This is a genomic window from Streptococcus australis ATCC 700641 (assembly GCF_000186465.1).
Taxonomy (GTDB): domain Bacteria; phylum Bacillota; class Bacilli; order Lactobacillales; family Streptococcaceae; genus Streptococcus; species Streptococcus australis.
Map to the genome: position 1 here is coordinate 2,068,505 of NZ_GL636091.1, position 26,904 is coordinate 2,095,408.

The 26,904-nt window shown below is 42.8% G+C and carries 20 protein-coding genes and 1 pseudogene; all 21 read right to left on the reverse strand.

Annotation, left to right across the window (positions count from 1 at the left end):
• Positions 1-41: 41 nt before the first annotated feature.
• Positions 42-1,385, reverse strand: coding sequence for a DEAD/DEAH box helicase (locus HMPREF9421_RS09760; RefSeq protein WP_006596863.1), 1,344 nt, complete (start codon positions 1,383-1,385; stop codon positions 42-44).
• A gap of 127 nt (positions 1,386-1,512) precedes the next feature.
• Positions 1,513-2,514 (reverse strand): phospho-N-acetylmuramoyl-pentapeptide-transferase, encoded by a 1,002-nt coding sequence (gene mraY / locus HMPREF9421_RS09765; RefSeq protein WP_006596864.1) that lies wholly within the window; start codon positions 2,512-2,514, stop codon positions 1,513-1,515.
• Between the two features lies 1 nt (position 2,515).
• The gene (gene pbp2x, locus HMPREF9421_RS09770; protein ID WP_006596865.1) at positions 2,516-4,801 is read right to left on the reverse strand and encodes a penicillin-binding protein PBP2X; all 2,286 of its coding nucleotides are present in this window, start codon (positions 4,799-4,801) and stop codon (positions 2,516-2,518) included.
• Positions 4,794-5,129, reverse strand: a complete 336-nt coding sequence (ftsL, locus tag HMPREF9421_RS09775) for a cell division protein FtsL (RefSeq protein ID WP_006596866.1) — start codon at positions 5,127-5,129, stop codon at positions 4,794-4,796. Before ftsL ends, pbp2x begins: the two co-directional genes overlap by 8 nt.
• 12 nt (positions 5,130-5,141) lie before the next feature.
• Positions 5,142-6,092, reverse strand: coding sequence for a 16S rRNA (cytosine(1402)-N(4))-methyltransferase RsmH (rsmH, locus tag HMPREF9421_RS09780; protein ID WP_006596867.1), 951 nt, complete (start codon positions 6,090-6,092; stop codon positions 5,142-5,144).
• Between the two features lie 395 nt (positions 6,093-6,487).
• A pseudogene (locus tag HMPREF9421_RS09790) lies at positions 6,488-6,744 on the reverse strand (DUF896 family protein).
• Positions 6,745-6,777: 33 nt separating this feature from the next.
• Positions 6,778-8,814, reverse strand: a complete 2,037-nt coding sequence (glyS, locus tag HMPREF9421_RS09795; RefSeq protein WP_006596870.1) for a glycine--tRNA ligase subunit beta — start codon at positions 8,812-8,814, stop codon at positions 6,778-6,780.
• A gap of 208 nt (positions 8,815-9,022) precedes the next feature.
• Positions 9,023-9,940 carry a glycine--tRNA ligase subunit alpha gene (gene glyQ, locus HMPREF9421_RS09800; protein WP_000038760.1) on the reverse strand — a complete coding sequence of 306 codons (918 nt, stop codon included), beginning with the start codon at positions 9,938-9,940 and terminating at the stop codon, positions 9,023-9,025.
• 506 nt (positions 9,941-10,446) lie between these two features.
• Positions 10,447-14,949, reverse strand: coding sequence for a S8 family serine peptidase (locus HMPREF9421_RS09805; protein WP_006596871.1), 4,503 nt, complete (start codon positions 14,947-14,949; stop codon positions 10,447-10,449).
• A 250-nt stretch (positions 14,950-15,199) separates the two neighbouring features.
• Positions 15,200-16,042, reverse strand: a complete 843-nt coding sequence (locus HMPREF9421_RS09810; RefSeq protein WP_006596872.1) for an aldo/keto reductase — start codon at positions 16,040-16,042, stop codon at positions 15,200-15,202.
• Position 16,043: 1 nt separating this feature from the next.
• Positions 16,044-16,271 (reverse strand): hypothetical protein, encoded by a 228-nt coding sequence (locus HMPREF9421_RS09815; RefSeq protein WP_006597076.1) that lies wholly within the window; start codon positions 16,269-16,271, stop codon positions 16,044-16,046.
• A gap of 177 nt (positions 16,272-16,448) precedes the next feature.
• The gene (nagA, locus tag HMPREF9421_RS09820; RefSeq protein WP_006597080.1) at positions 16,449-17,600 is read right to left on the reverse strand and encodes an N-acetylglucosamine-6-phosphate deacetylase; all 1,152 of its coding nucleotides are present in this window, start codon (positions 17,598-17,600) and stop codon (positions 16,449-16,451) included.
• Between the two features lie 455 nt (positions 17,601-18,055).
• Positions 18,056-19,687: a Na/Pi cotransporter family protein gene (locus HMPREF9421_RS09825; protein WP_006597416.1), complete on the reverse strand. Its 1,632-nt coding sequence runs from the start codon at positions 19,685-19,687 to the stop codon at positions 18,056-18,058.
• Between the two features lie 144 nt (positions 19,688-19,831).
• A complete protein-coding gene (rbfA, locus tag HMPREF9421_RS09830) occupies positions 19,832-20,182 on the reverse strand; it encodes a 30S ribosome-binding factor RbfA (RefSeq protein WP_006596876.1) in 351 nt (116 codons plus the stop codon).
• A gap of 73 nt (positions 20,183-20,255) precedes the next feature.
• Complete coding sequence (gene infB, locus HMPREF9421_RS09835) at positions 20,256-22,979, reverse strand: translation initiation factor IF-2 (protein ID WP_006596877.1); 2,724 nt, start codon at positions 22,977-22,979, stop codon at positions 20,256-20,258.
• Positions 22,980-22,995: 16 nt separating this feature from the next.
• Positions 22,996-23,295, reverse strand: a complete 300-nt coding sequence (locus HMPREF9421_RS09840; protein WP_006596878.1) for a YlxQ-related RNA-binding protein — start codon at positions 23,293-23,295, stop codon at positions 22,996-22,998.
• Complete coding sequence (gene rnpM / locus HMPREF9421_RS09845) at positions 23,288-23,584, reverse strand: RNase P modulator RnpM (RefSeq protein ID WP_006596879.1); 297 nt, start codon at positions 23,582-23,584, stop codon at positions 23,288-23,290. Before rnpM ends, HMPREF9421_RS09840 begins: the two co-directional genes overlap by 8 nt.
• 10 nt (positions 23,585-23,594) lie before the next feature.
• Positions 23,595-24,740 (reverse strand): transcription termination factor NusA, encoded by a 1,146-nt coding sequence (nusA, locus tag HMPREF9421_RS09850; protein ID WP_006596880.1) that lies wholly within the window; start codon positions 24,738-24,740, stop codon positions 23,595-23,597.
• A gap of 45 nt (positions 24,741-24,785) precedes the next feature.
• Entirely contained in the window at positions 24,786-25,274 is a 489-nt protein-coding gene (rimP, locus tag HMPREF9421_RS09855; RefSeq protein WP_325167126.1) for a ribosome maturation factor RimP, read from the reverse strand.
• Positions 25,275-25,438: 164 nt separating this feature from the next.
• Positions 25,439-26,074 (reverse strand): tRNA (guanosine(46)-N7)-methyltransferase TrmB, encoded by a 636-nt coding sequence (gene trmB / locus HMPREF9421_RS09860; RefSeq protein WP_006596882.1) that lies wholly within the window; start codon positions 26,072-26,074, stop codon positions 25,439-25,441.
• On the reverse strand, positions 26,071-26,865 hold the full coding sequence (gene ccrZ, locus HMPREF9421_RS09865; protein ID WP_040803298.1) for a cell cycle regulator CcrZ: 795 nt from the start codon (positions 26,863-26,865) through the stop codon (positions 26,071-26,073). The genes trmB and ccrZ overlap by 4 nt, the downstream gene beginning before the upstream one ends.
• Positions 26,866-26,904: the final 39 nt, after the last annotated feature.

Sequence of the window (26,904 nt, forward strand, 5' to 3'; positions counted from 1 at the left end):
AAATAGTTAATTTTTATGAAAATCTTTAAATTTCTTTATCACTAAAAGGTTTGGCGTTTCGCCTTTCTTTCTGCTCGACCGCGAGCACGATTCTCAGCTCGCTTGGCTTTGCGACGTTTCTCGTCCACGGCCCATTTGATTTTTTTCTTGTAGCCTGGTTTGATTTTTTTCTTTTTCTTCTTGACCAAGCCGATCATCTCAATGTCGAGTTTTTCCTGGCGTTTTTCACGATTAGCCCGACGATCCCGGTCATAGGTATCTTCGATAGCTCCAGCCTTCAAGACCTTAGGAACAAACTGGATGCCCAATTTTTCAAGCTCCCGAATGTCTGAGTCATCACTCGGTTGATAGAGGGTGATGGCTGTACCAGGAAGGCCATTCCGACCAGTCCGGCCAACGCGGTGAACAAAGAAGGATAAGTCCTGTGGAATGGCATCGTTAATGACATGACTGACCCCTTCAATATCAATCCCACGCGCTGCCAAGTCCGTTGCCACGATATATTCAAAATCCAGGTTTTTGACTTGGTTCATGATTCGCTTGCGCTCCCGTGGAGGAACCCCCCCATGGATTTTAGCGACCTTGAGCCCCTTCTCTACCAGAAAAGCATGCAGATCGTCCGCTCTGTCCTTGGTATTCACAAAAATCATTGCCAGATAAGGTTGAAGAGCCTGCGTCAGTTGATAAATCTGCTCGTTTTTATCGCGCCCTTTTGTCGATACCAACCAGTTATCAATGGTGTCCGAGATCACCGTTTTGGTTTTGATCTGCTCCATGACAGGGTTAGACAAATATTTCTTCAAGAAGGGTTGTAACTTTTGCGGAATCGTAGCAGAGAAAACCAAGAATTGGAGTTGTTTGGGAAGACTGGATGCAATCTTGTCTACCGTCGTCAAAAAGCCCATATCGAGAGTCATATCCGCCTCATCAACCACAAAGGTGTGAGCCTTATGAATAGCCAAGTCTCCAGAAGCGACCAAATCATAGATCCGTCCAGGTGTCCCAATGACAATATGGGGTTGGGCTATTTGGAGCTTATCGATTTGACGAGCCTTATCAGTTCCCCCAACGTAGTTGGCAATCCGAACTTCTTTTTCACAGTGACTAGCAATCTGACGAGCCGCTTGGTAAATCTGCGTAGCTAATTCTCGACTAGGTGCTGTGATGACCACTTCGACATGGCTACTATCCTCATTTAAGGTTTGAAAAATTGGCAAGAGGAAAGTATGGGTCTTCCCTGATCCTGTTTTAGATTCACCGACCAGATCACGGCCTGCTAAAACAATCGGTATCAGCTTTTCTTGAACTTCTGTTGCTTCGATAAAATTAATCTCTTTTAAGGCCTCTTGAATATAGTCCTTAAACTTAAAATCTGTAAATTTCATTCTCTTATCCTTTCGTCATCTCTACTATTATATCAGAAAACTCTTCTTCCCGCTCTTCTTTTGGACAGCAATTCCTCCACAGCCAAAAAGGCTGAGATAGCAATCCCAACCTTTTATGATTCATGACTTATGAATTGGTCAAATAGTAGATCAAGAGGGTCAAGGCGCTCATTCCTGCACCAACACTCCAGAGAAAGGCATCGACCTTCCACTCAGACCATTTAGGTCCATTACCAGACAGACCACCTAATTCTAAATGGTGATGGAAAGGCGTCATGCGGAAGATCCGCCGTCCTTCCCCTGTCCGTTTCTTAGTCCATTTGAAATAGGAGACTTGGAGCATGACAGAGCTAGTCTCAAAGACGTAGACAATCCCAATCAAGAGCAAGGTCCACTCTACGTGGAGAGCCATGGATAGAGTCGCAAGCATCCCACCTAGGGCTAGGCTTCCAACATCTCCCATGAAAATCTTGGCCGGCTTGTGATTGTAGACGAAGAAACCTAATAGAGCTCCAATCATACTGATGGTCACAAAAAGGATATCGATTCGTCTTTGCCAAACAGCGATAATGGAATAAGCGATCAAGCTGATGGTTACCGAAATGCTTGCCAAGCCATCAATCCCGTCCGTCAAGTTGACTGCATTTGAAAAACCAACTAACCAGAACAAGGCAAATACAATATAGAAATGTCCCAAATAGATATCCCAACCAAAGACATTGAGAAGACTACCAGCTCCATGGCGTTCAGAGAAGAGATAGAAAATGATCCCTCCCAACAATTGCAGGGCTAATTTTTGCTTGGGATTTAACCCTTCATTGATCTTACGAAAGACCTTTAAGAAGTCATCCAAGAAACCGACGATTCCATACAAGACCAAAATAAAGAGGATCAATTGAACAGGACGCGTAAAGTTCCCAGTTAGGAAGCTAAAGACAAGGGTGACAAAAACTGAAGTGATCAAGAAGACCACTCCCCCCATAGTTGGAGTGCCTGCTTTGGCTTTGTGTTGCTTCACATCTTCGTGCATTTGTTGGCCCGAAATATGGGCCCGTTGATAGAAACGGATAAAGGCAGGAATGCCAATAACCGTTAGAATAAATGATACTACTAGGGTAGCAAGTAACATATCAATCTCCTAATGTAATTGTTATTTTCTTCGTCTTCTTTAAAGCAGTTTCTACTTTGACGTTTTGTTTGCTCACACGAGAACCTTCCCCTTTATAGGTGATCTCAATGCCCGTCCATTCCGCAAATTTATCAACATTTTCCTTGGTCCATCCATACATATCCGGAACTGAATCCAAGTCATCTGTTAATAATAACACTTGCTCATTTGCTTTTAATTTCGTTCCTGCTGATACAGACATCTTTTTAATATTCTTTCCAGTTCCTAGGACAACAGGCTGGATCAGATTGCGACGCAGTTCATCTGCGAAGCCACCTGGGCTGATGGTCTGCTTCAAGTTCAATTCTTTCGACAAGGATTCTGCCGACGGCATCTTATAGGTGTCCTCTTTCGTGACCCCATCCAAGGCTTTGGTTTCCGTTACTAGATTCAACTCATCCTTCAAAGCAACCGCATCTTCCAAGACTGGATTGACTAGTTCTTGCCAACTGGTCGGACTAAAGCTGATCTCAGGTTGTTGAACCGTCACATACATGATAAAATCTGGATCCTCGGCAGGCGTCATGACTACAATGGAGTTGATATTGTTATTTTCTCCATCCAAATACCCGTTAGCCGTCGCAATTTGGGCTGTCCCCGATTTAACAGCAACATTTTGTCCAGCTACTTGGATAATGGGACCATCCGATGAATAGAGGGTACCAAATTGAGGATCAGTCCCTACCGTAATCATGTAATTACGGGTCTGTTGGGCAACCGAAGCGGGTACTGGATTGCCGACAATCTCTCTTTGTGATTTACGAGCAGTTTCATGCTTGCCGTCGTAAATCGCACTGATAAATTTAGGCTCCAACATTTCCCCATCATTTGCAATGGCAGAAAATGCACGCAACATCTGCGTTTGGGTCACCGAAATCCCTTGACCGAAAGAAGACATGGCTTGAGTGACATAGTTATCTCCTGGTAGGCCTCCAAAACCTTCGTCTCCCATTCCAAAACGTGTAGGAAGTCCGAACTTAAAGAGTTTGAGGTAATTCATCCAGACATTATTGCCCATCTTCTGTTCAAGCTTGGTCATCCCAATGTTACTTGAATAGGCGAAACCTTGGGCAATATTCATATAGCGACCTTCTGACAAGCCCTTATTGACATCCCAGTCACGGATCGTTGCATCTTTTACTTGTAGTTCGTTATTGTAGTATACCTCATTATAGGCTGGGAAGGTTCCATGATCAATCGCCGAAGCTAATAACATGACCTTCATCGTTGAACCCGGTTCATATTGATCTTGATAAAGGATGGTATTCCAGGTTCTCAGATTCTTAATATCCAAGCCTTCTTTGGTATCTGCATTATAGGTTGGACGTTGCGTCGTTGCAAGGATTTCCCCTGTTTTGGCACTGACCAGGGTCGCACTGACATATTTACCTTTCACCTTTTCTTGGAAGACATCCATACGCGTTTCGAGATAGGTTTGAAGTTCCGCAGAAAGGGTTGTGTAGACATCCTTCCCATCTTCGGTCTTCACGGCAACCTTATCTGATCCCGGCACAATATTTCCGTTGCGATCCTTTTCATAGGTCACAACGCCATCCTGACCACCCAGGATGCGATCCAAGGATTTTTCGATTCCCGTTGTTCCCTGCAGGGTTTTATTGCCTTCTTTATCTTCTATCAATTGAGCTTGACCGATAAATTGAGAGGCAAAGGTCCCATTTTTATAACTCCGGTTTGGACTCGTCGTAAAATCAACACCTTTAATGTTGGCAGCTTCTAGTTCACTCCGGATAGCATCCATATTGCTATAGCTGATATCGTTCCCCGCTGCACCAAAAGAAACCTGGTTGAGCTTCTTTTGAGACAGTTGTTGGACGACATAGTCTTTTTCCATGCCCAAATAACGATTAAAAACGTCTGCTACTTGGTTGTATTGACTTTCTTCAACGTATAAAACTTCACCTTTTGCCGATTTATAGGTTTTGTCGATAATCGCATAAACATTATAAGTCGTCGCATCCTCAGCAATGACAGCTCCATTTCGGTCATAAATTGTTCCTCGTTTGGCTGGAACAATCTCTGTTTTCTGATGGACTTGATGAGATAACTCAGATAAATTTTTTCCGAATTTGCTATCTGTGCCTATAATAACTGCAAAATTAATGAGAAATATGAAGAAAACAAGAATGGAAAGCAAACTTAAATTCTTAGCTACTTGCCGACGATTTTGGTCTGGAAGTTTTCTTTTTTTAAGGGAATAACGAATGATTTTCTTCTTTAATTTACTCATCGCTACTTGAACTCACCACTTTTCGATTTTCTTTTTGGAGGGTCATCCCCTGAGAACTAGCTAACTTAGACAAGCGTTCATATCGAGTCAACTCATTGACTTCTTGTCGGATATCTTCTAGTTCAGTCTCTTTTGTTTTTAGTTCCGTATTGAGGTTTGTCAAATCACTTTGCACTTGTAAAATCCGCGTCTGCATAAAAATAATACTGACAGCGAGAATAATCCCTGTTAGGACAATCGAGCCATAAAAAGCTTTTTCTACTCTGGTAAAGCGACGAATACGATCTTGCAATTGACTGCCCCGAGATCGTAATGGTTGATCTGCCATGTTTATTTCCTCTTACTTATGAATTTTTCGAGCAACCCGCAATTTTGCAGAATGAGCTCGGTTGTTCTTCTCTAACTCTTCTTGGCTTGGAAGAATCGGTTTTCGAGAGACTAATTCCATTTTTGGTTTTAAGTCCTCTGGGATGAAAGGCAAGCCCTTCGGTACTTCTACTGTAGAAGCTTCTTTAAACAATTGCTTGGTCAAACGATCTTCCAAGGAATGAAAGGTAATGACTGAGATACGACCACCAACTGCCAATAAATCCATGGCCTGCTGGATTGATTCATCCGCCGCTCCCAATTCATCGTTGACTTCAATTCGAATCGCCTGAAAAATTTGTTTGGCTGGATGCCCCTTTTTCTTTAGTTCCTTAGCAGGTTTTGCCGATTTGATGATTTCAGCCAATTCTGTCGTCGTTTCAATCGGTTTTACCGCACGCGCTTGTTCGATCTTTCTAGCAATTTGCTTGGAAAACTTATCTTCCCCATACTTGAAAAAGATTCGAACTAAATCGTGGTAATCATAGTTGTTGACCACGTCATAAGCCGTCAAAGAGGCTTCTTGATTCATCCGCATGTCCAAAGGAGCATCTTTTTTATAAGAAAAACCGCGAGACCTCTCATCTAACTGGGGACTAGAAACTCCTAAATCATAACAAATTCCATCGATCTCATTGACTCCCAATTCTTGTAGACGTGCTTGAAGATTCCGGAAATTATCTTTGATGAAGGTTACCATGCCCTTTTCAACATAAGGAGCTAATCGTTTCTCCGCATTATCAATCGCATGCTGATCCTGGTCAAAGGCATATAAATGTCCTTTTTCACTTAATTGACTTAATAAATATTCGCTATGGCCGGCTCCACCTAGAGTGGCATCCACATAGATTCCATCTGGCTTTACATCCAGCATATCAATCGTTTCATGGAGCAAGACCGTTACATGATGAAATTCTTTACTCATATCCTATCTATTTTACCACAAATCTGACCAGGATGCACTTGAGATTCTCTTCTCTATCTGCTCATCATTTTCGGGTAAAAAGTTACTATTCTTCAAAAGCTCATCCTATCAACCAATAGACCTAGAGAAGCATTTTGTGATACAATAATTCCATGAAAGATAAGAAACACCTCCTCCTTGGCCTGCTAGTGGCCGACCTTATTGCCGTTTACTTTTTCCTACGCACCCCTGTCCCTTGGATTTTTTGGACAGCAACCTTCGTTCTTGCCGTCTCCATTTGGATATTTAAAAATCAATGGAAAAACTACAAAAATAGAGATAAGGATTCAGACTAGCCCATATAGAACAAGAAAACTCGATCAGTTCAACTTCTGATCGAGTTTTCTATTATCTATTTATGATTCAGGATCATCCAAACTACGGCCGTGCAAACCTTTCTCCCGTTGCACTTGGCGTAGTTTCTCAGGTGTTACATCATTTCCTTCTTCGTCCACCACTTTAATTCCTTCGATATGGTGGCGAACGGAGCGACGGTATCCTTCAATGTATTCTTCACGAAGTTTTGCTTGCTCCACTTCTTCTTCTGGCGTCAAACCTTCTGTTTTTTCTTTTTAGCAAGCTCATTGATTCGAGCGATTTTTTCAGGTGTCATAATAAAACCTACTTTCTACCTGTTACCAGGTACTTATTTTGTGTTCAATTGGTTGAAGGCTGCGACAGCATTAGCTTTCGCTACAAGACCTGCAAGAAGGGCTAAACGGTTGTTTTTAACAGCCTCATCTTCTGCCATCACCATGGTATTGTCAAAGAAGGCATCGATGACTGGGCTAAGAGCGAAAAGTTGTGCCAATTTATCACTAGCTGCACCAGCCAATTCAAGCTCTTCAATTGCTTTAGCAAGAGCTTTTTCTTGATCATTTTCAAAGAGACTGGCATCGACCGCTACTGAAGCATCTGCTTTTTCTGCCAAGTTGAAAGCACGTGAGAGGGATTCAACAGCTGCCTTGTAACCATCCGTCTTCGCAGCTTCTGAAAGAGCTTCAGCTGCTTCCAACATATCTGCCACGACAAAGTTTGAACCAGCAAGAACAGCATCTTTGATATCTTTTGCTGTGCGTCCCATCATCTTGTCCACACGCGCCTTGATGAAGTTGAGCACTTCTGCTTGATTGTCATAAGAAAGGCTATCAAATGAAAGTCCATAAAGGCTGTCAATCAACTCATCCATAGGGATATGCCAACCAAAGGCATCCAAGATCCGAACAATCCCTTGTGTTGCACGACGAAGCGCATATGGGTCATTGGAACCTGATGGAATCAAGCCAACTGAAAAGAAGGAAAGAAGGGTATCCAATTTATCCGCAAGGGCAAGGATAGCACCAACCTTAGTCTCTGGAAGAGCTCCGTCTGCTGAATCAGGAAGGTAGTGTTCACGGATAGCTGTCGCTACCGCAGCATCCTCACCAGCAAGGAGGGCATATTTTTCACCCATGATTCCTTGCAATTCATCGAACTCTCCGACCATACCAGTCAAGAGGTCAAATTTGTAGATTTCAGCTGCACGAGCTACGGCTGCCGTTTCTTCAGCAGTCAAACCAGCTTGCTCAGCTAGTGACGCTGCAATGACACCAGCACGCGCCATGTGTTCTGAAAGAGAACCAATTTTTTCATGGAAGGTCACGTTAGCCAATTTAGCAACGAGGTCTTCAATCTTAAGTTTTTGGTCTTCACGCCAGAAGAATTCACCATCTTCGAGACGCGCCACCAAGACTTTTTCATTCCCTCGAACGACATTTTCCAAGTGCTCAGCGTTACCATTACGAACTGAAATGAAGTTTGGTTTGAGCTTACCATCAAGGTCACGTACAACAAAGTAACGTTGGTGTGTTTCCATTGATGTCACCAAAACCTCTTCTGGAACGTCCAAATATTTGGTGTCGAAGCTTCCCATAAAGGCCGTTGGGTATTCGACCAAGTTCAAGACTTCATTCAAAAGTCCTTCTTCGATTTGAACTTGAACACCTTGTTCTGCTTCGATCGCTTTGATTTGCTCACGAATCATGTTTTCACGTTCTTTGCTATCAGCAATCACGTAAACGGTACGAAGGTCTTCTTCATACGAATCCGCATTGGTAATTTCCACTTCGTGTCCAAGGAAACGGTGTCCACGACTCACACGACCTGACTGGATATCCAAGAAATCAAGATCCAGCGCTTCGTCGCCCAAAAGAACGATCAAGGTGTGAACTGGGCGAATGTATTCAAAACTGTTGTTAGCCCAGTGCATGCTAACAGGGAAGGTCAATGAAGCAAGCACTTCTGGAACGCCAGCCAAGACTTCTTTGGCAGGTTTACCAGCTTCGTGTTTCGTGACATAAACGTACTCTTCACCCTTGACTTCACGAAATTCGATGTCATCTACTGTCAAGCCTTTCCCGCGGACAAATCCTTGGGCCGCTTTTGAGAAGTTTCCATCTGCATCCAAGGCGATTTTCTTAGAAGGTCCTTTAAAATCTTCGGTCAAATCTGTTTGTTGATCCGCCAAACCAATCACACGGACAGCCAAACGGCGTGGCGTTGAGAAGGTTTGAATGCTTTCGTATGAAAGACGGTTGTCATCCAAGAAGGCTGCCATTTTCTCACCGAGTTGTTTTTCACTTGGTGTGACAACGTAGGCTGGCAACTCTTCAAGTCCTAATTCTACTAATAAGTTTTTTGTCATGTTTTTTCTCCGAAAAATATCTTTTTTTCCAGTTTGCCTTATGTGATTGGCACGCAAGCAACCGACTTCGTCGTTTCATTGCTAAAATTGGATCCTAAGGTCTCCAATTTTGCCTGGTATCGTTAGTTTCTCTAACGATATCTTTATCACTGCGGCAACTGGTTCTGTAGGATTGCTCTATCAGCCAATCCCATCTAATAAGCTTTCTTTATTCTTCCTCTTCTGCTAGGAGTTTTGCGCGTGTGGCTTCGTCAAGAAGTGGGTAACCAAGTTTTTTACGTTCTGCGACGAAGGTTTTGGCTACGACACGAGCCAAGTTACGGATGCGGGCAATGTAGCCAGCGCGTTCTGTAACGGATACTGCTCCACGAGCATCAAGCAAGTTGAAAGTGTGTGAACATTTCAAAACGTAGTCATAGGCAGGGTGAACAAGGCCCAATTCCAAAGCACGTCCTGCTTCTTTTTCAAATTTTTCGAAGTTTTCAAGAAGCATATCTTGGTCAGAAACTTCAAAGCTGTATTTTGAGTGTTCGTATTCTGGTTGAAGGAAGATTTCTCCGTATTTTACCCCTGGAGCCCACTCAATATCGTAAACAGAATCTACTTCTTGGATATAAGAAGCTAAACGCTCCAACCCATAAGTAACTTCAGCGGTAACAGGACCAGTTGCCAAACCACCGACTTGTTGGAAGTAGGTGAACTGAGTGATTTCCATACCGTCAAGCCAAACTTCCCAACCAAGACCAGCTGAACCAGTTGATGGGTTTTCCCAGTTATCTTCAACGAAACGAATATCGTGTTCCAAAGGATTGATCCCCAATTTTTCCAATGACTCAAGGTAAAGTTCTTGAATATTTGATGGAGAAGGTTTCATCACCACTTGGAATTGGTGGTGTTGGTAAAGACGATTTGGGTTTTCCCCGTAACGACCATCTGCTGGACGACGAGATGGCTCTACATAAGCCGCATTCCATGGTTCAGGACCAATGGCACGAAGGAAGGTGTAAGGACTCATGGTTCCCGCACCCTTTTCATTATCATACGCCTGCATCAGCATACAACCCTGGTCATTCCAGTATTGTTGCAAAGTAAGGATGATTTCCTGGAAAGTCAATTTTTTAGACATGTTTTACTCCTTTTTTCTATAATTTCTTGCGACACGAGTCTGCCTCGTTGATTATACGAGGCAAGACGAGTTAGTACTGCGTCTAGCTCAGGCACCCTAGTGCTGAGCGTGAGGCAGTCCGACTGTAAGGAGGTCTCTGCCACTAACGCAGTGGAAGGTTAGTTTTTTAGACATCTTCTTCTCCTTTTTTAATTCTTGCGACTTTGGATACAAAAAAACCGTGTCTTTGCTCCTAAGTCAAGTGACCTAGGGGCGTCAAAAACGCGGTTCCACCCTAATTTATTACTTCATTTTATTCTACTGTACTCAGTTTTTTACTGAGAGAAAGCGCCACTTGCTTATCTTGTTCTGCTTGGCTTTCACTATCCCAAGCTCGCTAAAAAAACGCCATAAGCCTTTCTTTCTTGACTAGTATTATAGCAGATTTCTACTCTAGTGTAAACCAAAAACAAGTCCGAAACAGGTGTTTCAGACTTGTCGCAAATCCTTTCAAAGAAAGGTGACTGTTATGGGCGTTTTACAACCTTTGGTTTTTTCCCATTTAATTTTTTCTTAGCAGCTTTAACCTCAGCTAATACCGCCTTGACTTCCTGTTGACTGGCACCAGGATTAGCCAGTACAGCTTGAGCGCGGATAAAGGCTTGTAGGTAGTTTACCTTCACCTTATCTGCTGCATAGATAAATTTAGCGTTCTTAGCTTGGAACTGGAGTTCTGCCGCAATCAATTTCTTAAGACTTGAAAAATCAGTTGTTTTACCATTTAGCTGTTGATCAGCTGCTTGATAATTTGCAAGTGCTTGGTTGATTTGCTCTTGTGTCACACCTTCACGGACGAGCAAGAGAGCCAATGCCTTAAAGCTTTGGTCAAAGGCACGTCGAGCGGAATCCTTAGCGTTGGCATAACGACCTGTTTTTGAGGCTACATCATAGGCAGCAATGGCTGATTTTAGCGCTGTAAAATCAGACTCTTTTCCGTCTAATTGACTCGTAACCAATCCAAGATTTGAGAAGATTTGGTTAACTTCTGCTTGTGATAACTTAGCTGCAAGAGCTTTCTGAGCTTCTTGATAAGCTGCATCATAGGCTAAACGTTTTTCACTCGTTGCATTAAAGTACTGTGGAGTGCTGGTCAAATTAGCTTGTTGAGCCAACAATTGCAACAATTGGGTCTTAATGACTACAGAAAGTTTTGCGAGATTGTTTTGGTCTGCTAGAACGGTCACAGTCGGTGCATCCTCAAACAACTCATAACCTGTTGGTAGACTGACTGAAATCGTGTAGGTTCCAACTGGGACATCTTTTCCAAAAGCGTTCTTGCCATAGCGTTGAACTGGAAGAACAAAGGTTTCACCAGCTTGATTTTTCAAGACAACTGGTGTTGTTCTTGGTACTGCTTGATCAAAGACCAGGCTCAAAGGTGCAGTGACAATCTCTTTGGCCAAGAATTCGATGGTCTTAAAGCTGTCCTCTGCAGTGATTTCAAATTTCTGAGTTCGTTCGCTGACGAGTTTCAGATCTGATTTGTCATAGGCAAAGAGTTCTGCCACGTAGCTACCAAACTTAAGGAAATTGATTTCTTTCCCTTTGTCTAAGTTGACATACTGTCCTTGATCATCCTTGATACGGTAGACAAAATCGGTATCTAATTCTTTATGTGTATCGGCATCTAGGACTGACACCTTAATCCGGCCACTATCTTCAGTACCAGCAAAATCAGCAAGAGAAGCAAAGTCGCGGTTTCCAGCGTAGTCTTCTACCACATAGTAAAGTAAGTATTTACTGATTCCTTCTGGAAGAGTATAGCCACCATCTTCATTTGCCGTTAAATAGACACGGTTTTCAAAGCGACTAGTCTTCCCTAGGGCGTCTTTCCCCTCTTTAACGAGGGTCCCTTCTTCATCAAAGGCCTTGACATAGAAGACTTGCTCTCGTAAGATTCCACCGTTGCCAATATCTTTTGTTTTACGAGCATAGAAGGTTTCTACCCCATCCTTCTTGGTCGTATAACCTGAAGTCAAGACTGGTTTTTGGGTATCGATTTGGATATTAAATCGAACAACTTGCTCTTCTGCTCCTGGAACGGCTGGCGTATAGCGAACTTCATAGACATAGTGACCATCCGCTACCTTTTCACCCTTGGCATCCGTTCCTTCCCAAGCCGTATTGTCGACTAGATAAGATCGTTTCCCACGTCCGTCAAAATAATTCTTACGAGCAGAGAAAGATCCTGTACTTGACCAAATTGGATTAGCAAATGCTTGATCATCTGCCTTGTAGACAGCTGCTTTCATATTTTTTAGGTTTCGCAAGACGACTGCACGATATTGCACGTAATCTTTGTTCCCATCTCCATCTGGAGAAATAGCCAGACGGACATTGCCATCAGCATCCAAATGGAGGACGTTCAAACCTTCTGGTGTTTCCACTGTTCCAAGAACGATTGGGCTTCGTTCTGCTGTTTCCTTCTTAGCAGTCGTATAGAGCACATCATTCACGTTTGAAACTAAAGAGGTGACGTTTGCATTCGATGGCACGTGTTTGGTTTCTGGGACATCATAGTAGAATCCTGATTTCCCTTCTCTTACCAAGTTGTAGATTGGTTTTTCAACCGCAGGGATATCTTGGAAAGAACCACGGAAGCCCATAAATGGGATGCTAACCACATCGCCATCATCTGCTGGATCCACAAAGCGAACAAATCCTTCTAGGAAGTAACCGTTCGGCATCAATTTAGTCAATTCTTCTGCAAACTTAGATGCATCGACAGTCACCGTCACTGTCTGACTGCTATGGGCTTTTACGGTGACATTTGGCCATACTGTCTCTGTTAATTTCCGTGGCTTCAAGGTAAAGTGATCGTCTTTTACATCGTCGGTAGTGGTATTCACAATCATCTTCAACTCTCTGTCAGTATCAGAAATATTATGAACGGTCACATCAAAACTGAATCGATCTTCTACATTACCAAGGGTTACGCTTGGGTAAGCATCTTCATTCGTTACATATAAATCTGTCGAGACAGCTGCAGCAGTATCTACAATCCCTGCCCCTTGTTGACGTACCGAAGTGTAGGCCCCCGTTTCTTTGTTGAAGTGCGGTTTTGCAGTCGACATGATCAAGGCCTTAACCGTTGCAGATAGCTCCTCTGGTGAAAGTTCTGGATGATGAGCTTGAAGGTATTCCTTCACCAAAGCTGATACCCCAGCCACATGAGGAGAGGCCATACTGGTTCCGCTGATACTGCCATAGCTATTATCATTTAGTGAAGAGAAGATCGATCCACCAGGTGCTGTGACATCCGGTTTTAATTGTCCATCCGTTGAGACTCCCCAACTAGAGAATTCAGACATCTTCCCAGCGTCAGGGTTTGGACGGTTATCCAGACTGCCATCAAAGACTATCTTGTAGTCTTTGTCTTTGATCGCTTCTCCATACCGCTTAGAAATAAATACCGCAGGAATCTTTCTCGCATCGCCTTCGAGGCCCATTTTGACATTCGCGCCTTCGACACTATTGTAAATAAGGGCTCCAATCGCTCCTTTTTTATAGACATTAGCGACCTTATCTGAGAAGGTGATTTCACCACGTTTGATGAGGGCGACTTTACCAGTCAAATCGAGACTTTCTAAATCACTCTCACGCCCCAAACCAGCATCCACATAGTCATATTCTTTCCCATTTTCGAAATTGGCATCTGTTTCAGCCGCTGTATAGGTAAACTTCCCTTTATCCAAGTCGGCATTGTCTTCCAAACCACGCACTGTAAAGACTTCTTCCGTTACGAATGAATCATTTACTGAGGCAACAGAAATAGACTCTTCTACGGTTGAAGGACTACCCACGACACCATAATCAGGGTTTTCAGCACTTGGGTTGTTATAACCGTATCCATAGGTATTGCTATTACCCGCAGCGATGACGACACTAACCCCTTTGGCGCGTGCTCGTTGGATCGCTTCTCTGACAGCAGGACTAGCATTCACTGTAGATCCTGTCCCAGACCCTAAACTCATGTTAATGACATCGGCTCCCAATGCCACTGCGTCATCAATCGCTTTTACATAGACAACATCGCTGGTCGATCCACTACGATCAGAGAAAACCCGCATAAACATCACTTGGGCTTCTGGAGCAACTCCATATACGTAGTTGCCATCCCCAGCTTTTTTGTCAGGGTTCCCAGTCGCAATACCTGTTACGTGCATACCGTGTGAATCATGGTCTTTTTCTTTGATATTGTCATCTCCGTCCATATAATCATAGGCAAAGACAACCTTATCGTTGTACCATTTTCCGTAGTCAATTCCCGCTGCTTTTTTTGCAGCTTCTAATTCTGTTTGATTTTTGAACTTCCCTTTTGTAGGATCTGAGATCCGCAATACTTCATGGTAGACATCTAAACCAGAGTCAATGACCGCAACAACAGTCCCTTCACCCTTGTAGCCTTTTTCCCAAGTTTGGGGCACATTAATAATCGTATTGCTGCTGATACTTAATGGTTTATCTTCAGCTTTCTTTTCAGTACGTACTTCCGTTACAGGTTTAGCCTCACTCTTCTCCTCTGTTGAAGAAGGTTTTGCTTCTGTTTTTTCCTGTCCTTCGGATGTTTTTTCTGCAGTTTTTTCTACAGTTTTTTCTTCGGTTTTAGTTACGACTTCCGCTTGCTTTTCAGTAGCTTGAGCCTCTGTTTTTGCTTCCTGCGCAAGGACTTGGCTATCTGATTCGACAGATGGAGTTGTTGCCCCTTTGTCTGAGGAGACTGGCTCGTCAACAACTTTACCATTTTCAACTACTGAGCCTGTAGTCTGCTCACTTGCCTGATTCGTTACAGGAGACGCAGACTCACTTGGCGATGCTTGATTTGCTTCTGCAGATGCAACGACTGCAGTCTCTGGCTGTTTCGCTTCATCAGCACTTACATTCCCTGCTCCAAAGACAAGAACAGATCCTAATAGCACCGATGCAACACCAAACTTATATTTTCTCAATGAGAAACGCTGTTTACTCATAAAATTCCCCCTATATACTAAATTATTCTTATTATACTCCTAATTTTTCAGAAAATTCACTCAACATTAACTTTGTTATCAAATTGTAATATTTCCGTACAATATCTTTAATTAGTTGTTTTTTGTTTGCTTTTTAATGGTTTCGATGTCCAAATATTTAGATATTTAAAACAAATCATTCGTTTTTCGTCTCGTTACACAAAAAAGACAGTGAGAGCAAATTCTCACTGTCTATTAAAAACAAACAATCCTAAAAGTCTTTGGTATCTGGATTCGGTGCTCCTGCCTCTACTGGGATCTTCCGAAGAAGGTCACAATCTTCTGGGGATAATGCAATCGCAGAGCATTGTAGGTTACTTGCAATGCGTTCAGGAGTCACTGACTTGGGCAGAGGTAAAAATCCTTCTGCTAGACTCCAGGCCAACAGAAGCTGGGCTGGTGTCACGTCATACTGTTTAGCCAATGTAAGGACTGTCTCATTTTGAGACAACTCTCCTTGGCCAAATGGCCCCCAAGCTTCCAATAAAATTCCTTTATCACGGCAATAACGGACTACTTCCTCTTGATAGACTCCAGGGGCCAAGCGAATCTGATTGACCGCCGGAAGAACGTTGGCACTCTCTAACAAAGCATCCAGGTGATGGGGCAGGAAGTTACTTACGCCAATAGAACGGATTTTTCCTTCTGCCTGCATATCTTCCATGGCTCTCCAAACCTCACGATTCCGTTCTTTCCAGGCCTCATTTTCTCTGTGAGTCACAGGATTTGGCCAGTGGATGAGGTACAAATCGATATAATCTAGTCCCAATTTGTGCAAAGATTCTTTTAGGCCATTGACAGCATCCTCATAGGTGTGACGATTATTCCACAACTTGGTCGTTACAAAAAGCTCTTCTCTTGGAATACCACTATCTTTGATAGCCTTTCCGACGCTTTCTTCATTTTGATAGATGGCTGCTGTATCAATATGGCGATAGCCCACTTCTAAGGCTGCTTTTACTGCTTGATAAGCTTCCTCGCCATCTTTCGCCTTCCAAGTACCAAAACCAAGTACAGGAATGTGGCGTCCGTCATTCAGTTTGTAGCTCTTCATCTTATTTCCCGTCACTTTCCTTTGTTTTTTCACCTGACTTAGAAGTCTTCGCATTCAAGCGCAACTTTGGCTTAAAGATATTTTCCTTCGGCTGCACCATCGATTTGCTAAAGAAAGCATAGAGTAAAAAGGCACTACCTGCCACTAGGATGACGGGACTACGGCGCAACATACCGTAGATAAAGAAAAACAAGCCCATCAATAAAAAACGTACGTTTATCTTATTCATAAAACTACCTCGCGATTCAATTACTTTCATTATACCATGTATCGGAGCAAAGAGACAAATGGTTAGATCAAGGAATCCTATTCAAATAAGCTGAGACTTTCATCTCAGCTTATGGGATACATTCAATTTTTAGTTTGGCGAAAGCAAGCGATTCGTAGTTGAACCTCTTTTTCACCATTAGGCTTCAAATCGTTTTTGACCGTCTAAGAAGGTTGCTACCAACTCTAAATCTTTATCCAATACAATAAAGTCAGCGTCATACCCTTCACGGATTTGGCCACAGACATCATCAATATGGACAGATTTAGCAGGGTTGAGACTTGCCATCATGACCGCTTCATGAGGATTGGCAATGCCCCACTCAACAACATTCTTCAATCCATCTTTAAGCTTCAAGATCGAACCAGCCAGATTCCCTGTCGATTTCAAACGGGCTGTTCCATTTTCTACGACAACAGGGAATTCACCCAACATGTAGTCGCCATCTTCCAATCCACCAGCTGTCATACAGTCGGTGATCAAGGCAATATTTTCCACTCCTTTTTGTTTGAGAAGGATGTCGCAGGCTTTTGGATCAACGTGATGGCCATCACAGATTAACTCTGCATAAGTATGAGGAAGTTGGTACATAGCCCCAACCATTCCCAACTCACGGTGCGTCAAACCGCGCATTCCGTTATAGGCATGCACCCAGACACTAGCCCCAGCATCCACTGCTTTTTTAGCTTCGTCAAAGGTTGCATTGGAGTGACCAAGCGCAACCGTTACCCCTTCTCCTGTTACTGTGCGGACAAAGTCTTCTACACCATCTCGCTCAGGAGCAAGGGCAATTTTATTGAGCAAGCCGTTGGCTGCTTTTTGCCATGCACGGAATTCATCCATCCGAGGATCTTTCATATAGGCTGGATTTTGTGCCCCTTTGTACTTCTCTGTAAAGTAAGGTCCTTCAAAGTAAATACCACGAATCTTAGCACCAGACGCTTCTTGGTATCGTGCTCCAATGTTTTCAGTGACTGCTAATAATTGCTCATAAGAAGAGGTCAAGGTTGTTGGCAAAAAGCTAGTGACCCCTGTGCTCAAGAGCCCCTCACTCATAGTATGAAGGGTTCCCTCGATGTTGTTGTCCATAACGTCAACTCCACCAAATCCATGGATGTGCGTATCGACCAAACCAGGAGCAATACTATAGCCTGTATAGTCCAAAACAGTAGCTCCCTCTGGTAGCTGATCTACATGTTTCCCAAATTTGCCATCGACAATTTCTAGATATCCTCCCTTACGAATGCCATGGGGATAAAAGAATTGATCTGCTTGTATATAAGTTGTCATGGTGATTTCCTTTCTTTTTCTACCGATATATTCATACACATTATAATCCTTTGTACTGTATTTGTAAATGGTATAGACCTATTTTATTTAAATATATTAATATTTTCTATAAATACGATAAAAAATCCAGTTTTTTTGAGCTGGATTTCAGATTGAATATAAAGTCTTCTTTAAAACTTTCCTTAGGTGAGTACGGACGTTAGGTGAAATTATCCAGTGGATGATTTCAGCAATCCAGGAAGTTCCATGACTTAGTTTTGAACCTAAAGTTTCAAAACTCCCGAGTGGCTGAAACTTTAGCGCTTCAGCCACTTTTCTCACAGCGGAAAGTAATAAATTTGTTTAATTAATTAAAAATACAAATTATTTTTTTGAAAAAATTTTCTAGCTATTTTATGAAAAAAATTTGTCTACATTCTAAAATCCAGTCCTAAAGAACTGGATTTTTCGTTTTTTTAGATCTGCTCCAATTGTACCTTCTCAGCTAAGTTCATGGCATGGTCTGCGACACGGGTATAGTGAGAGATGATATCAATAAAGTTCACACCTGCTTGAGGTGTACACTCGCCCTTGTTCAGACGAGAAATATGGGTCTTCCGCAATTTCTTTTCAAGTTTTTCAATCGCCTGATGGCGCTGTTCCAACTCTGCGGCCAACTCTTGGTTATCCTCTTCTACACTTCGAAGTGCATCTTTAACAAACGTCGCCGTTTGTTGGTAGATATCTTCTAATTCAGCCAAAGCATTGTCAGAAAAGACAACTTTCTTCCGAATGAGGTAGTCCGTCAAGTTGATCAAGGCTTCTGCGTGGTCTCCAATCCGCTCCAAATCTCGAGAAGAATCCAAAATATTGGTCAAGGATTCGCTTTCTTTTGGACTCAAAGCTTCACTGGACAAGCGGATCAAGTACTTGGTCAACTGATCATCGATGGTATTAATCGCTTCTTCTGTTTTATGACCTTTTTCAGCTAGCTTTTCTTCTTGATTCAAAATATAGCGATAAGATAAATCAAAAATCTTTTCAGCATAAGCTCCTAAGTGCAAGAGTTCTTTTTTGGCATTTCCCAAGGCAATCGAAGGAGCTTGGGTAATCAGATTTTCATCCAAGTAAAGTGGCTCGTATTTGACCACTTCATCCTCACCAGGAATCAATTTCGTCACAAAGTAAGCCAATGCTCCGATGAATGGGAATTGAACGATGGTGTTGGTCACATTAAAAGCACCATGTGAAAAGGCAATCGTCATCTCAGGTGAGAGATGCAACTGAGCTTGGAAGAACTCAACCATACTTGTAAATGGTCCCAACAAGATGATACACAGAATGGTCCCGATGACATTAAATAAGACGTGGGTCGCTGCAACCCGTTTGGCAGAAACATTGGCTCCCATGGCAGCAATGATAACGGTGAGGGTAGTCCCAATGTTATCCCCAAATAAAATTGGCAATGCTCCCTTAAGATCTAAAAATCCACCGGAGTAGAGACCTTGCAGAATCCCAATCGTTGCAGAAGAAGCCTGGATCAAGACTGTGATAATGGCTCCAGCTAGCACTCCGAGGATTGGATTCTTCCCAAGGGTTACCATATATTGGCTGAACTCTGGCAAGTCTTTCAAAGGACTCATCCCTGCGCTGATGAGGTTCAAGGCGTAAAAGATTCCCCCAACCCCAAACAAGATCCGACCAATATTGTTAGCTATCCGATTCTTGGTAAAGAAGAGACAGACTGTACCGACAAACATAATGGGCAAGGCATATGTTCCCAACTTGAAACCAATGATGAAGGAAGTGACCGTCGTCCCGATATTGGCCCCCATGATGATCCCAATTGCTTGGCGTAGCGTTAATAGACCGGCACTTACTAATCCAACCGTAATAACAGTTACCCCGGTACTAGACTGGATAAGGGCAGTCACGACAATCCCTACGAGCACCCCTAGAAATGGATTACTGGTATATTTGTCGATATAGTAACGAAGGCGATCCCCTGCAGCCTGTTGCAAGCCATCACCCATAGTTTTGATACTATATAAAAATAGTCCCAAACCACCTAAGAAGTTAAATAAAATGTTCTGCCAATCAATGGACATTCCTTTTCCTCCATCATCATTCGATAAAAGTTTACTCACTCTATTTTAAAACATCCACCCCTTCGGCACAAGTTTTTTTTGAAATTTCTTCTGAATTTTGCCATAAAAAAACGATAGACTCTACAGAATCTATCGTTTTGTTCATTATTTTTTATCAAGATCGCGTAACATTTGGTCAATCTTGTTTCCATATTCAATGGATTCATCTTTGACAAAGGTTAAATCTGGAATTTTGTACAATTTTAAATTCCGACCTAATTCGCGCTTGATGGTTCCTGTTGCTTTTTCCAGCCCTGTCTGAGCCTTTTGATTATCTGAAGCCAGGTCACTCATAATCGAATAGTAAACCTTAGCCATCGACAAATCGCCTAGCATTTGAACATCCGTAATAGTGACGCCTTGGACACGCGGATCACGAACTTTCTTTTGCAAAATTTCGTTGACTTCCCGCTTGATTTCCATACCGACTCGGTCTGTCCGAAAATGACTTGCCATAGGAACTCCTTTCTGCTCTGTCTTTAAAAACTAGGAAATGGGAGATTACCTCTCTTACTTCCTAGTTAACAGTTTATTTTTTAATTTCTTCCATGATGTAAGCTTCGATGGTATCATCAGTCTTGATATCATTGTAGCCTTCAATCATGAGACCACCCTCACGACCGTTGGTCACTTCTTTGACATCATCTTTATAATGTTTCAAGCTTGCAAGAGCACCGTCATAGATCACGACACCGTCACGAATGACACGAACTTTGGAATCACGAGTGACCTTACCACTGAGGACCATAAATCCACCGATAGTACCCACTTTAGAGACTTTAAAGGTTTCACGAATGACTGCTTCCCCGATGACTTTCTCTTCGAACTCAGGATCCAACATTCCCTTCATAGCATCTTCCATTTCTTCAATCACTTTGTAGATGATTGAGTGAAGACGGATTTCTACCTCGTCAGCTTCTGCTTGCTGACGCGCTTGAGGCGTAGGGCGGACGTTAAATCCAATGATGAAGGCATTTGAAGCTTCTGCGAGGGTAACGTCTGATTCGTTGATGGCACCAACTGCTGAGTGAACGATGGTCACTTTCACACCTTCCACTTCAATCTTTTGAAGGGAAGCAGCAAGGGCTTCAACCGAACCTTGTACATCGGCCTTGATGATGACATTAACGGATTTCACTTCTCCAGCCTTCAAAGTATCAAAGAGATTTTCAAGGCTGACACGGTTGGTTGCTTGACGTTGTTTCATCAGCGCACGTTTGGCACGTTCTTCACCGGCTGCACGCGCAGATTTTTCATCTTCATAAACCGCAAAGTGGTCACCCGCCATTGGCGCTTCGTTCAAACCAGTGATAGAAACTGGAGTAGATGGTCCAGCTACTTTCACACGACGGCCAAGGTCATTGGTCATGGCACGGACACGTCCGAAAGTATTACCAACAACGATTGGGTCTTGGACATTCAAAGTACCTTGTTGAACCAGAAGGGTTGCGACCGCACCTTTACCTTTATCCAAACGAGCTTCGATAACAGTACCGATGGCACGAACTGTTGGATCTGCCTTGAGTTCTTGGATTTCAGCTACAAGAAGGACCGTTTCCAAAAGTTCATCGATATTTTGGTTGAACTTGGCAGAGATTTCTACAAACTCAGAATCCCCACCCCAGGCAGTTGACATAACCCCATGCTCTGCCAATTCACCGATGACACGTTCTGGGTTGGCACCCGGTTTATCGATCTTGTTAATAGCCACAATGATTGGGACATTAGCCGCTTTTGAGTGGTTAATAGCTTCGATAGTCTGAGGCATCACCCCGTCATCTGCCGCTACGACCAAGATGGTAATATCCGTAACAGATGCACCACGCGCCCGCATAGAGGTGAAGGCCGCGTGTCCAGGTGTATCCAAGAAGGTAATTTTTTTGCCATTTTCCACGATTTGGTAGGCACCGATATGCTGGGTGATTCCTCCCGCTTCACCTGTTGCTACACGTGAATTACGAAGGGTATCCAAAAGGGTTGTCTTCCCGTGGTCAACGTGTCCCATGATGGTGACAACTGGTGGACGCTCTACCAATTCATCTGGATTCAAATAGCCATCTTCGACGAAGAAGCGTTCGATATCCGCATTGTCCACTTCAACCTTTTTCTTGGCTTCAATTCCATAATCCACTAACAGAAGTTCAATGGTATCGCCATCCAAGGATTGGTTTTGTGTCGCCATCACTCCCATCATGAAGAGTTTCTTAACGATTTCCGCAGGCTCACGCTTAATCCGTTTTGCGATTTCCGCAACCGTCATTCCATCTGTGTACTCAAGTTCACTTGGCAACTCATGGAATTTACGCTCTGTTACTGGTTTTGGAGCTTCATTGCGGTTATTCTTTCCTTTTTTATTCTTTTTGTTGTTGTTCCAGTTACTATTTCTTTGATTTCTCACTTGGTTTTGACTACTTCGATTCTTTTGTTGTTTTCTTGGACCATCTTCTTCGCGATCAAAATCTTCACGTTTTTTGTCTGGTCTAGCTTGCTTTTTCCGACGTGTATCAACTGCTGCAGGACTTGGAGCCGCTACTTGAGTTGCCTTCGCTGGTTCTACTTTTGGCTGTGGAGCGACAACTTCAGTCGCAACTGCCTCTTCACGCTTACGACGTTGTTGACGTTCTTGCTCTACCTTGGCTGCCTGGTTTTGCTTGTAGCGTTCTTCGCTACCACGTGCATATTCCGCATTTTGCTCTGCCTTTAATGCTGCCGCACGGGCTTTAAAATCAATCTTCGGAGCGCCATTTACAGGATTTGGACGTCCTTGACCGTTGCCAGCTTGGTCACGGCGACGATCATTCCCTTGGTTCCGGCGGTCATTTCCCTGATTTTTTCGCTCATTACGATTTTGGAAACGATCCCCATCCCGACGGTCGTTTTGTTGTTTCTTAGGTCGATTTCCTTGTTGTTGACGACGTTCCGCCTGCTCTTTTGCACGGGCTTCACGTTCCGCTTTGAAATTACGACTCTTTGGCTTCACAACAGGTGCTGCCACTGTTTCCGTTGTCTTTTCTGGTTGGTTTGCAACAGGTTCTTTTGCAACCGGTGCAGCTTTTACTTGTTTTTCTTCCGTCACTTTAGGAGTTTGGGGCGCCTTTGATGTAAAACTATTGACCAAACGCTCAACCGCTTCACCTTCGATACTAGAAGCGTGACTCTTTACCTCCAACCCTAATTCTTTCGCCCGTGTGACGACTTCTTTACTTTCCTTGCCTAGTTCTTTGGCAATCTCATACAATCTTTTCTTAGACAATTGCTGTCCTCCTCTTCTATTCCATAAGAGACCTCATTTTCTTTGAAAATCCAGCATCTGTCACGGCCACTACCTTTCGTGAGCGACCAATGGCAGTACTTAATTCTAGTGTTGAAAACACGGTTAATACCGGAATGCCATAATAGTGGCATTTATCTGTGATTTTTTTGGTAAGATTGGGAGCTGCATCATCTGCTAGAACGACCAAACGAGCCTTTCCTTCTTGAACAGACTTGATGACCAACTCTTCTCCAGAGATGATTTTCCCTGCTCGCTGAGCCAATCCCAATAAATTACTGACTTTTTGCTTATTCAAGGCCTAACTCTCTTCTTTTCACCTTGTGATCCACATAAGCAATCAATTCGTCGTAGAAAGCTTCATCCACTTCCATGCTAAAGCTGCGATTGAAGACTTTCTTCTTCTTGGCTTGAAGTGCTTCCTCGTTATCGAGTTTGATATAAGCACCACGACCATTTGCTTTCCCAGTTGGATCGATAAAAACTTGACCTTCTTTATTTTTTACGATTCGCAAGAGATCTCGTTTATCGATGACCTCATTTGAAACGACAGACTTGCGTAAAGGGATTTTTCTTGTCTTTACCATGATTCCCTCCCTATTCGTCTACAGAATTCAAATCACTTTCTACTTCTTCAAAAGCAGGTTCTTGACTTGCTTCCATTTCTTCGTACTCACTAGCTGATTTGATATCAATCCGGTAGCCAGTTAAGTGAGCTGCCAAGCGCACGTTTTGACCACGACGACCGATCGCAAGAGATAGCTTGCTATCTGGTACTACCACAAGGGCATGCTTGCTGTCTTCTTCATCAAAGATGACTTGATCGACCTCAGCAGGCGCAATGGCATTGTAGATAAATTCTGCTGGATCTGGAACCCACTCAATGACATCAATATTTTCTTCTGTTGGGACCATACGATCCAATTTCTGATCATAACGAGCTGGGTGGAACTTGCTAGTAATCTTTTTGATATTCGATCCACCACGACCAACGATGGTTCCAATCGCATCCACGTTTGGATTATGGCTACGTACAGCAACCTTAGTGCGGTCTCCAGCTTCACGCGCCACGCTCATGATTTCAACTGTTCCATCATAGACTTCAGGAATTTCTTGTTCCATCAAACGTTTGATCATTTCTGGATGGCTACGACTTACGAAAACGTTGACCCCACGAGGATTGTCTTCTACTTTGTAGACAAAGACTTCGATGCGATCATGAGATTGGAAGACTTCACCCGGGATTTGGTCTTGTTTAGACAATTGAGCTTCGATAGACCCTAAATTTACATAGATAAAGCGATTATCAAAACGCTCAACCGTTCCACTCATAATTTCATTTTCATGTTCTTTATAAGTGTTGTAGGTAATCGCACGAGTTTGCTTGCGCATTTTTTCCATGATGGTTTGTTTGGCAGATTGGGCTGCGACACGACCAAACTCAGCAGGTGCTTCTTCAAATTTGATTTTGTCTCCCAATTCATAGGCAGAGCTAATCGCAAGAGCATCTTTCAAGCTAATTTCTAAGCGGCTATCAAATACTTCATCCACTACTTCACGAACGGTATAAACTCGGAAGTCACCAGTCTTTTCATTAAATTCGATAGCAGCACTCTCTGCTTGACCATACCGTCTCCGATAAGCCGAACGCAATGATTCTGTGACAGCTTCAATGATATCTTCTTTTTTGATTCCTTTGTCTTCTTCCAAGATGCGAAAAGCATCTAGCATTTCTTTACTCATTCTTTTCTTGCTCTTAGGCTACTAAGAGCCTTCCTTTCTTTTCTGCTATAATTTGACAGCTAGTCTTGCTTTTGATACAAGACTATAGGGGATTTCAATGGTTTTCTTTCTGGTTTTGTCCATGTATTCCATGGTCAATTGATCATCTTCGAACTTAACGAGTGTTCCTTCAATGACCTTTTGTTTGTCAACTGCCTTGTACAAGCTGACATGGATATATTGACCCAGAGATTTTTCCACTGCATCTTTGGTTTTTAAGGGACGCTCCAAACCAGGACTCGTCACTTCTAGGAAGTACTGTTCTGGGAATGGATCTGGTTGAATCTGATCCAACAGAGGACTAATCACTTCTGTTAAATCGGCTGTATCATTCAGGGTAATACCACCTGGCTTATCAACAAAGATACTTAGAACATAATCTCCTCCCATCTTTCCATATTCCACATCCACCAATTCAAATGGAGCTTGGATGGCTGGTTGAAGAATTTCTGTTACTAATTCAACAATTGTTGCGATAGGACAACACCTCCTCACAGACAAGAGGCGAAGATATGTCTTCGCCTCTCCTTTTCTATTCGTTTTAAATATTTTAGCACAAGTTCCGTCGAAATGCAAGAATTTCGCCTTCCTCATTCATATAGCTACCATCCAAAAGAAAAACGCCTCCTTTTCAGGAGACGTCAATCCTTAACTAGACTTTAAAATTGTGCTTCAACCCGATAAATGACCTGACCCTTACTTGAGAATTTCTTTTCATATTCGGTCATGACATTTCCCTCAAAATCACTAGCATGAAGATCTAGCCAGACACCCTTCAAGGTCATTCCATACTGAGAAAAACTCACCAAACTGTATTCAAAGAGTCCTCGATTGTCCGTCTTGAAATGAATCTCCCCATGCTCTGGCAAAATCTGTTTGAAGGTATCTAAGAAACTCTTGTAGGTTAAACGACGTTTTTCATGACGTTTCTTCGGCCAAGGATCTGAAAAATTGAGATACAATTGATTAATCTCACCGTCTTCAAAGTAATTGGTCAAGCTATCTCCGTCCACCCAAAGCAACTTGATATTGGGAACGTCAGCTTCTAACACCTTGTCCAAAGCGTAGCTTAATACTGATTTTTGAATATCAATCCCGATATAGTTAATGTCTGGATTTTGTTTGGCCATTCCAGTGATAAAGGCACCTTTACCGCTCCCCACTTCAATATGAATAGGATGGTCATTTCCAAAAATCTCATGCCACTTCCCTTTGGCTTCTTCTGGCTTCAAAATGACATATTGCGGATTGGCTTCTAATAATTCGGTTGCACCTTTACGGTTTCTAACTCTCATGCTTCCTTCCCATATTTTGACCGGAAATTACGCAAGGCATAAATTTCCCGGTTCACATTCTCTAAATCATTGTTTTCATAGTATTTTACAATCTGACAAAGGAAAGAGTATTGACCAAACCAGTACAATTTACTAAATACAGTTTCATTGTACTTATAGCCGTAATAGACCAACCAATCCTGCCACTGGGAATCTGGAATGTAGTGACTTAAAACATGAGCCACATCCATCATCCGATCTGTTAAGCGGACAGAATCCCAATCTACCAAGTAGATAAATCCACTATCCGTTTCAATCCAGTTACTGTGACGGACATCTCCGTGAACAATGGTTGCATAATCTTCTCGAAAAGCTGGAACAGTCTGTCGTAAACTCTTTAATACAGATTGCAAATAATTGTTTTGACGCAAAGCAATTGGCAACTGACTGCTCAAAGAATTCAATAAATCCAATGGCGACTCAGCTGTGTAGCCCAACTTTCTCAATTGCGTCATCAAGGGGCGTGAACGGTGCAAACGAGTCAGGATATGAACCACTTGCTTTTTCCCCATCCCATTTGGAGTTAAAATTTCTCCATTTAACCATTCTTGTGCGCTCATCACATTTCCATCAGGTAAGCGTCGGCTCCATAAGAGTTGTGGAGCAATTTGTTCTTTAGCTAACCCTGCTAATATTGGAGTCGTATTCATTTTGACAAATACTTTCCCCCCATCTGGATAAGTCCCCATAAAGGCTTTTCCGCTTTTACCAGCAATTGGGGTTAACGTTAGCTCTTTTTCGTTCGAGTCCATCTCTTCCTCCGTAAAAAGTTTCCCATCTATTTTACTAAT